General features: G+C 69.6%; 7 protein-coding genes. 2 read left to right on the top strand and 5 right to left on the bottom strand.

The features are described from left to right. Positions 1-94: 94 nt before the first annotated feature. Positions 95-916 (bottom strand): DUF6801 domain-containing protein, encoded by an 822-nt coding sequence (locus BFF77_RS38060; protein WP_425424342.1) that lies wholly within the window; start codon positions 914-916, stop codon positions 95-97. Positions 917-1,419: 503 nt separating this feature from the next. On the opposite strand from BFF77_RS38060, the gene BFF77_RS05330 reads away from it, so the two are divergent. After that, positions 1,420-2,463: a helix-turn-helix domain-containing protein gene (locus tag BFF77_RS05330; protein WP_079124854.1), complete on the top strand. Its 1,044-nt coding sequence runs from the start codon at positions 1,420-1,422 to the stop codon at positions 2,461-2,463. Between the two features lie 130 nt (positions 2,464-2,593). Here the strand turns inward: BFF77_RS05330 and BFF77_RS05325 are convergent, their stop codons facing one another. Further along, entirely contained in the window at positions 2,594-4,168 is a 1,575-nt protein-coding gene (locus BFF77_RS05325) for a sensor histidine kinase (protein WP_425424341.1), read from the bottom strand. 108 nt (positions 4,169-4,276) lie between these two features. Here BFF77_RS05325 and BFF77_RS05320 point away from each other — a divergent pair, with 108 nt between their 5' ends. Continuing rightward, positions 4,277-5,080, top strand: coding sequence for a response regulator (locus BFF77_RS05320; RefSeq protein ID WP_079124853.1), 804 nt, complete (start codon positions 4,277-4,279; stop codon positions 5,078-5,080). Between the two features lie 126 nt (positions 5,081-5,206). Here BFF77_RS05320 and BFF77_RS05315 read toward each other — a convergent pair whose 3' ends face one another. From BFF77_RS05315 to BFF77_RS05305, 3 genes are read right to left on the bottom strand one after another with little or no spacing between them, the layout of a single operon-like run. Further along, complete coding sequence (locus BFF77_RS05315; protein WP_066944305.1) at positions 5,207-6,406, bottom strand: MFS transporter; 1,200 nt, start codon at positions 6,404-6,406, stop codon at positions 5,207-5,209. 12 nt (positions 6,407-6,418) lie between these two features. Next, a complete protein-coding gene (locus BFF77_RS05310; RefSeq protein ID WP_066944303.1) occupies positions 6,419-7,732 on the bottom strand; it encodes a preATP grasp domain-containing protein in 1,314 nt (437 codons plus the stop codon). After that, entirely contained in the window at positions 7,732-8,820 is a 1,089-nt protein-coding gene (locus BFF77_RS05305) for a radical SAM protein (protein WP_066944301.1), read from the bottom strand. The genes BFF77_RS05310 and BFF77_RS05305 overlap by 1 nt, the downstream gene beginning before the upstream one ends. Between the last annotated feature and the right edge of the window lie 143 nt (positions 8,821-8,963).

Genomic DNA, 8,963 nt, shown 5'->3' with positions numbered 1-8,963 from the left:
AGCGCCCGCCATCCCCACGGCGTGTGACGAGCCGCCCCCATGTGCCGTCCTCACCAATGGCTTCGTGAGCGGGATACCGGAGTCCGCACGGTCATCAGCCGCGTGAGCGGGCGTGGAAAGCGGTGGCCATGGCTAGGGTGCCCAGGACAACGGTTCCCGCGGTCGGCGGGATCAGATGCGTGATGCCCTCGCTGCCCGTCGCGGCCAGGCTGCCGGCGGGGGCGGCCGGGCCTTGCGAGGCCCCACCCGTTCTCGCGTCTTCGCCTGGGTTCCGCCGCCCGGTGGCTCCGGAGGCGGCCGTATCGGGCACCGTGGAAAGGGCCGGGCCGATCGCCCTGTACGGCCCCGGGCCGGGCGTCGTTCCGGACGAGGCCGGGCCGGTCGCCGTTCTCGTCCTGGTGATGTCGAGCGAGGCCATGACGTTGTTCTGCCCGCTGTTCAGCCTGCACGGCACCTTGAGTCTGACGGTCATGCTGCCGCGCGCGGTGACACGCAGGATGAGGTCACCGACGGTGATTCTCACCTTGCCCGGTCGGCTGAAGGTGCGCCTCGGCGCGGTGCCGGTCGCCCTGACCAGGAACGGTCCTGACGCCGGGACGTTGGTCCTGACCACGTGGAACGGCACTGTGATGGTGGTGCTGCCCTCCGGCGCCGTCACGTGGACCTTCGCCTCCACTGTTCCCTCGATGGTCCTGATGCCGGCCCTGCGCAGCCCCCGCGTGTCAGCCGCGTTCACCGGCACCCCCGCACGGATGACGAATTTCGGGGTGGGCCTGCCGACCGCGGCCGACTTCGGGACGTCCGAGTCGATGGTCACCGTGCCTGACCGGTCGTGGATCAGCGGAACCGAGCATGTGTAACGCAGTTTGAGCGATACCGGGTTCGCCGCCGCGGGTCCGGTTCCGACGACTCCCATGCTTGCACCCGCAACCGCTGCGGCCAACGTCAGTCCCAAAGCTCCGCGGACCACTGGACCGTTCGGGACGGCACGGGATCTCCTGTTTCGCTCGCGCGGGTTTTGGATCGGCTTGTCGGCTGCCATCTCGCTCCTCAGTCAGGTACTCGGTCGCTGGATGAGGCGCACGGTTCCTCCCCCAGGCACGACGGTCACAGGGCCGTCCCGCCACGGTCGTGCGGGGCCCGCCGTGCCCTGGCGCACAGCGGATCCTGTGACCGACCGTAGGGCTGGATCGCGCGCCGGGAATTGCGCGTACGCGTAAGGAAGTTGTCACAGCGCGCAACACTTGCGAGGTCGGCGCACATGTGTGCGCATCGATCCGTACACGGCGCGCGCTGCCCGGACCGCACTGCCGTCCACTACACTCCGGGCACCACGGGGAGCGGTGCCTCACATCATGAGCGCGAGGACAGACCCCGGACGGGCACGCTGTGCGAAGGCCGCGGTGAAGGGTGTCTTCGATGGCCTCGGGAACCTACGTCGTGGATTCGATGACGACCCGGGAGGTGACGTCGCGTGAGCGCGCCGGCTTCTGGAGCGAGCATGTGACGTCGTATCAATGCCGGGTGGGCTGCACGTACCCGAACACCGATGATTTCCACGCGGGAACAATCCGCCAGTGCACCGACTCCCACCAGCTCGTCAAGTTCTGGTCGGACGCGGTCAGGTACACCCGGACCGCGGGCCATGTGCGGCACGACCCGGACGAGAACTACCGCCTGCTGCTACCGGTCGCCGGAGAGCTGGTGCTGCGACAGGACGGCCAGGAGGTACTGCTGGTGCCGGAGGTCGGGAGCCTGCTCACGTTCGCCGCACCGTTCGAGATCCTGCATGACACCCCCACGCGGGCGTTCGTCATGTCGATCCCCGCGCGGGAGGTGAACGGGCGACTGAACCGGTCGTCGCCGCTTGCCGCGGGCCTCGACCTGACCTCCGGCCTGGGCCGCGTGGTGGGCGGCATACTGACCGGCCTGCACGAAGGGCGCGACACTCTCACCGGCGGCCAGTTCGACGCGGTGTCGGACCGGCTGGTCGAGCTGCTGTGCATGCTTGCCGCGGGCGACGACCGCCCCACCGCACCGGGCCATCTGCTGGAGGTGGAAAGGGTGGTCCGCCGGTACATCCGCGAGCACGCGGCCGACCCCGATCTGACCGGTACCACCGTGGCGCGGGCACTGGGCTGGTCGCTGCGCCAGGTGCAGCTGGCCCTGCAACACACCGGTACGACCCCCCGCGAGCTGATCCGCGAGGAGCGGCTGCGGTTGGTGCGGGACCGGCTGCGGGCACCCGCGTACCGGCACATGACGATCACCGAGCTGGCGTACGCGTCGGGATTCTCCTCCGCGAGCGCGCTCAGCACGGCATTCCGCCGGCGCTTCGGAGTGTGCCCCCGCGAGACGCGGCACGCGGGCCCCCGGTCCGTCGAGGAGGCCGGCGGCTCCGGCGAGCAGCTCGGTGACCGGCCCCCGGCGCCCGGACCGACCGCCGCGCATCCGACGGCATGACGATCGGCATCGGCGTCCGCGCGGAGTCCGGCTCAACCGGGACGACCGGAAGCGGATGCGGATGCTGACGCCTTCGTCGCACGAGGCGGTCGCGTGGTGCGTCCGGCCGGTGCCGCGCTGTGCCGTGCGATCAGTTTCCGCCGGTGTCCTCGGCGCCGGGGAGGGTGAAGACGATGCGGGTTCCGGGGGTGTGGGTGGTGTCGATGGTGATGGTGCCGCTGTGGTACTCGACGATCTTCTTGCACAGGGCGAGGCCGATGCCGTTGCCGGCGTACTGCTCGCGCGTGTGCAGGCGCTGGAAGACCACGAAGACACGTTCGACGAACTCCGGCTCGATGCCGATGCCGTTGTCGGTGACCGCGAACTCCCAGACGCCGTCGGTCTGCCGGGCGCTGATGTGGACGCGGGGCGGCGCGTCCGGTGAGCGGAACTTGATGGCGTTGGAGAGGAGGTTCTGCCACAGCATGCCGAGCTGGCCGCGCTCACCCGGGAGTACGGGGAGGGCGTCGTGCGTGATGACCGTGCCGGATTCCTCGATCGCCGTCGCGAGGGAGTACTTGGCGCGCCTGAGCACTTCCGCCAGATCGACGGGAACGTGTTCGCTCCGCAGCCGCCCGACCCGCGAGAAGTCGAGGAGGTCGTTGATGAGGCCCTGCATGCGGTTGGCGCCGTCCACGGCGAAGGCGATGTACTGGTTGGCGCGCTCGTCCAGACGCTCGCTGTACCGGCGTTGCAGGAGCTGGCAGAAGCTGGCGACCTTCCGCAGCGGTTCCTGGAGGTCGTGGGAGGCGACGTAGGCGAACTGTTCGAGTTCCGCGTTGGAGCGGCGCAGTTCGGCGGCCTGGGAGGCGAGCGCGGCCTGCGTGCTGTCCCGGAAGGCGAGTTCGTCCGCGAGTCTGGCGCGCATGGCGTCGACGTCCGCGGCGAGCAGGCGGAGGTCCGCCGGACCCGAGCCGGTGACGCGGTGGGCGAAGTCACCCGCGGCGATGGTGCGGATGTCGGTCGACAGCCGGTCCAGATGGTCGGTCACGCCGCGGCGCAGACCGATGAAGACCGAGCCGGCCAGGCCGAGGATGACGGCGGCGATGGCGGTGAAGGTCCAGTTGCGCAGGGCTCGTGCGTCCAGGAGGTCCGCGCGTGCGGCGGCGCGCTCGGCCTCCAGGTGTCGCTGCTGGGCGGACATCGCCGTACGCACCGAATCGAAGAGCCGCTTGGCCTCCTCGGCGCGTTCCGTGTGCAGGGAGGCCGGGGATGAGGCCGACGCGACGGGTTCGGCGATCCGCGACTGCCACTTCTCCGCCCGTCGGCGCACCTCGGCGAGGTCTCGCCGGCCGGTGTCGTCCTGGGCGAGCGTGCGCAGTGCCCGCTCCGCCGCCCGCTGCTGTGCTATGCCGTCACGGTAGGGCTGGAGGAATTCGGGGCGGGCGGTCATCCCGTATCCGCGTATTCCGGTCTCCTGGTTGATCAGCGCGCTCTCCATCCGCACCGAGGCGATCAGGGCCGGCGTGGAACGGTCGACGAGCTGGCTGTTGATCGCGGTGGAGCGTGCGAAGATCCATGCCCCGCACAGAATGAGCCCGAGCAGCACGGTCAGGGCCAGCGCTGTGCAGACCGCCAGCCACCGGCGTGTCGTCCATCCCGACAGCCGACGGGGCCGCGCGGCTCCGGCGGTCGGGGCTGTGTGGTCCCGGCTCTGGCTGTGCACGGTGGAGTCTCCTCGTCACGGGGCCCGGTCGATGGCCGGGCCGCGGCCAGCGTACCCTTGCCTGACAACAACGGTTGTCGTAGGCGGTGTGGGCGCTACAGTGCGCGCATGGGCGCTGACCTGACCAATTCCCCTGAGCACGACGAGATGACCTCGCTCGCGCAGAGGGCGGTGACGGAGCTGGCACACCACCTGGCCGTACGGAGCGGTACCGGGGAGGCGATCGCGGACCTGTCGCCGACGAGGAGCGGCCCGCTCGGGCGCCTTCGCGCCCTGGCGTATCTGAACCGCGCCGTTGCCCACTGCGCCCATCTCGAGGCCGAGGCGGCGGCACGGGCCGGCGCCAGCTATCCGCAGCTCGGCGACGCGTGGGGCATCAGCCGTCAAGGCGCTCGCCGGCGCTGGCCGGGACTGGTCTTCACCGCGCGCCCCGCCACACGCCCCCTGCCCGTGCCCAAACCCGGGAGTTCCTCCATGAACGCTTTCGCCACCGACCTCAGCTACGGGGTTCTCCTCGTCGAGGACGACCCGGCCGACGCCATGCTCATCGAAGACGCGCTGGTCGAGCGCGGTATGGCACGCACGATCAATCAGGTCACCGACGGTATCGCCGCGCTGGAACATCTCCGAGACCCGGCCAAGCCGCGCCCCGACCTCATCGTCCTGGACCTGAACATGCCCCGTATGAACGGCCGGGAGCTGCTCGCCGTCCTCAAGAACGACGCGTCCCTGGGCAGCATCCCCGTCGTGGTTCTCACCACCTCCGCCGCCCCCGACGACGTCCAGGACGCCTACCGGAAGCACGCCAACGCCTACGTGGCCAAACCCGTCAACCTCGACGAATTCATCGCCGCCGTCCAAGGCATCGACAACTTCTTCCTCGAAACCGCCACCCAGCTGCCCAGGGGCTGAAAACTGCCTCCGGGCGGAACGCCGGAAGAAGAACGCCGACCCGGCCGTTCCGGGGGGCCGGGCCGCTCGGGCCGCCGTCGTACCGTCGTTTCAGCCCGCTGGGGCGGATCTCGGTATCGCCGGAGCTCAGGGCGAGGGGCGTTCCGCCGCTGGAAGTCCGGAGACGGGCCGCTTGCCCTCCGGGGTCCTCCGCCTCAGCCATGTCGCGGCCGTCAGCAGGAACGTGGTGCCGGTGGCGATGAGGACGGCGGTGTCGGGCGTGGTGACGGTGAGGAGGAGGCCGGTGGCGGCGGCGCTGAGTCCGTAACCGATGCCGCTGCCGGCGTACAGGACCGAGTAGCCGACGGGGTGGAGGTCGGCGGGGAGCTGTTCGCGGAGGGTGAGGTTACGGGTGATCAGGACGGCTGCCTGGAGGAGACCGGTGAGAGCGAGGAGAGTCGCGATCATGGTCCAGGTGGGGGCGAGGGCGGTGGCGGCGACGCCCGCGATCATGACGACGAGCAGCAGGGTGCTCTGGCGTTCCACCCTGCCGGGCCAGGTGCGCGCGCCATAGACGAGGCCGCCGAGGATGCTCGCGAGGGCGAAGCCGGTGAGGATCGGGCCGCTGTAGCTGACGGGCAGGTCCCGGTGCTGGAGCAGGGCGGGCAGGGTGAGTTCGATGCCCGCCAGCAGGTACATGGCGGCGATGCTGGTCAGGTAGACGGGCCAGGCTGTCAGGGCCTGCTTGAGAGGGGCGCGCTGTCCGTCGTCCGTGGCGCCGGTTCTGTCCGGCAGCAGCCACAGCGCGGCGGTGGCGGCGAGCGTGACGACCGTGGCGAGGACGAACGGGGTCTGCGGGGCGTACTCGAGCGCGAGTAGGGACACCAGGGCCGGTGAGGCGGCCCAGGCGGCCATGTTGAGCGTGGATTCCAGGCTGAGGGCGGTGTGGAGGCGCTCCCCGGGAGCGAGGTCCTCGGCCATGGTGCGCAGCGCACCGGGTGCGGCGGCCGCGGCAGCGCCGGCGATCGCGGCGAGGATCACGGCGAGCCCGGTACCGGGGGCCGGGAGGAACGCGAGCAGGGCGAAGGCCGCGGCGGACAGTCCGAGTCCGGCGGCGATCTCCCGGCGGTAGGGGCGCGTGCGCAGGCGCGTACTGAGAAGCGGGGCGCCGATCGCCTCCGCGATGGCGTACGCGGCGGCCATGGCGGCGCCGCCGCTGTATCCGGCGTCCGTACCGCGCCCGTAGAAGAGGAACGCGAGCGGCGCCATCGCCACCGGCAGACGGCCGGCCGTGACGACCGCGGCCCAGATCGAGACGTGCTTGGTGAACAGGCCGCGGTACGCCACGCGTGGTGATCCTTACTTGTCGTGCTGGGCCAGGAGACCGGTCAACCGGTCTTCGAGGGCGCCGGCTTCTTCGTGGTTGTGGGCGAGGACTACATACTCGACGGTGCCGGCGGTGGCGGTGTCATCGGAGGCGATGACGATGCCACGACCGCGCCCGGAATCCCAGGCGAGCCCGTGTTCTCGCATGGCGCGCAGCAACTGGGCGAGCGCGGGCGCCCGGACGTTGAACCTGCTGATCAGGACATGACTGTCCGTCCAGTCCGGGCCGACGAGGGTCTCGGCGATGTGATGCAAGTGGGTGCTGCCGCCCAGGCGTGCGTTGACCTCGTTGAACCATACGTCGCCGGTCTGGTCGATCACCGCGTCGATGCTGGCCAGACCGCGGTAACCGAGGCCCCGCATGAAGCGGGCCATCCGCAGGGCCTCACCGGTGAAGCGCTCCCAGGCCGGCCCGGGCACGCTCCTGGGCGGCAGCGCGAGTCCGGTGAGGACCGGAGGACGCTGGTCGGTACGAAGCTGCCCTCCGTTGAGGAGGACGGCCTCGCCGTGTTCCTGGCAGTCCACCTCGACGTACACGGATATGCAGTTCGGGTGGAACACCTCCAGGACGACCTCTCCCTGCGGGGCGTGGGTGGCGGTCAACCCGGCTTCCTTGAGCACCTGTTCGTTGTCGGTCGGGTCGCCGAGGACGATCGTGCGCTGGGCCCCTGTGCCTTCCAGGCCCGGGTCGGTGGTGATCACGGTGTTGCCGTGGCCGCCGACGGCGCGGTCGCGCTTGAGGATGACGGCCGGGTGGGCGGACAGGAGCCGATGCAGTGTGCGCAGCAGATCCTCACTGGTGCGGCACGGTATGCCGTCCGGAACAGCGAATCCGGCCCCCGCCGCCAGGGCACGGAAGACGACCTTGCTGTTGAGCAGTTCCGCACCGCCCTCCGCCACGAACCGTGATCCGGTGACAAGGCCGAGCTCACGCGCGAAGACCTCGGCGCCCCGGTCGTGGATGTACGGGCGGAACTCCCAGTCAGGAGTCACCAGTTCCCTCAGACGGCCGAGGATCTCCTTCGAGTGCAGCAGGTCCTGGGTGAGGAGGTCCGCGTCCGGTGCGATCACATGGACGCGGGCCGGGGAGATACCCGTGTGCTGCGCGACATGACGCAGGAAGTCGTCCGGCACCGGCCGTGGCAGGACGAGGGCATCGCCGTTCCGTACCAGCCACACCAGGCGCTTCATCGCGAACAGGATGCCGTCGAAGTCATCCTGAGTGAGCAGGTCCATGCGGTCGACCATGTGCTCGGTGCAGGCGTTGCCCAGCCAGAGACGGGGCATCAGAACTCGGCCTTTCCGCCGATGGCGTCCAAGTACCAGACCTGCAGGAATCCGTTGTCGTCGACGCGGGCGTTCTCGGGAAGCCGCCAGCCGGGGACCCAGGACATCCTCTCCTCGTACCGGTAGCCGGTCTGTATCAGGATGCGGTTGTGCTCGTCCCGGCCGATGATCGACCCCTCGTACAGCGGCACCTTGCCGACATCCGTCATCAGCGTGAAGTGCGGGCGTGTACGGCCGGACGTCAGACCCGAGGCGCCGAGGCGTCGGTGCAGTTCGAGGCCCTCCTCGACGGACGTGCGATGGTGGCTCATGCCGCGGATCGGGACGCAATGGAAGAGGTAGTGCGCCTCGATCCCCAGGGAGCGCAGCTCGTCGAAGAGCCCGACGAGGGTGTCGAGGCTGTCGTTGAGTCCGCGCAGCAGGACCGTCTGGTCGTAGATGCGTGCCCCGGCCTCCTGCAGCGCCGTATACGCCTCCCTGACCTCGGGAAACAGCTCGCCCTTGTGGTTGATGTGCGTGGCGATCTCGACCCGGAAGGTCGAACGGCGCCGCAGCGCGTGCCGCATACGGGCATCGACCCGACGGGGGTCCTGGAGCGGCACCCGGGTCGCGATGCGCACGATCTCGACCTGGGGCGCGTGTTCTTCCAGCGCGTCCAGCAGCCATTCGATCCGGTCGACCAGGATCAGCGGGTCACCGCCGGTGACGAGCACTTCACGGACGTCCTGGTTCTCCGGAGCCGTCCCGCAGTAGCGGGCGATGAGTTCCAGATCCTCACGGGACAGCGTGACGGTGTCGTACTGCCCGCGGATGCACCAGCGGCAGTGCGCGGCACAGATCGTCGTGGGCTCGACCAGCAGGGTCCGCCGGTACAACTTCTCGACGCCACGCACCTCACGCCCCTCGAAGAGCGTGCTCATCTCCGACTGGTAGTGACGGGCGACCTCGAAGGTCTGCTCGACAGCCTCGGAAGGGTCGACAACATACTGCAGGTCGAGGAACGGAAGCGGCTCACCCGCTTCCTCCATCTTCTTGCGTAAGTACGGGGATATCTTCTCGGCGAAGACGCCGTTCTTGGCTCCGGCCATGACTGTAGGGCCAGTCCTCTCAGGATCGCTGAACGGGAAACGGCGCCTCGCCGTTGATCAAGGGCAAGATGCGCCGGCCCACTGAACCGGATCGGGTGGACGGTTCAGCAGCTTGACGGTGCGGCAATCACCCAGCACTGTCA

The sequence above is a fragment of the Streptomyces lushanensis genome (assembly GCF_001700515.1).
Classification (GTDB): domain Bacteria; phylum Actinomycetota; class Actinomycetes; order Streptomycetales; family Streptomycetaceae; genus Streptomyces; species Streptomyces lushanensis.
The sequence above is the reverse complement of the archived record's forward strand: the minus strand, read 5'-3'. Positions and strand labels throughout refer to the sequence as shown.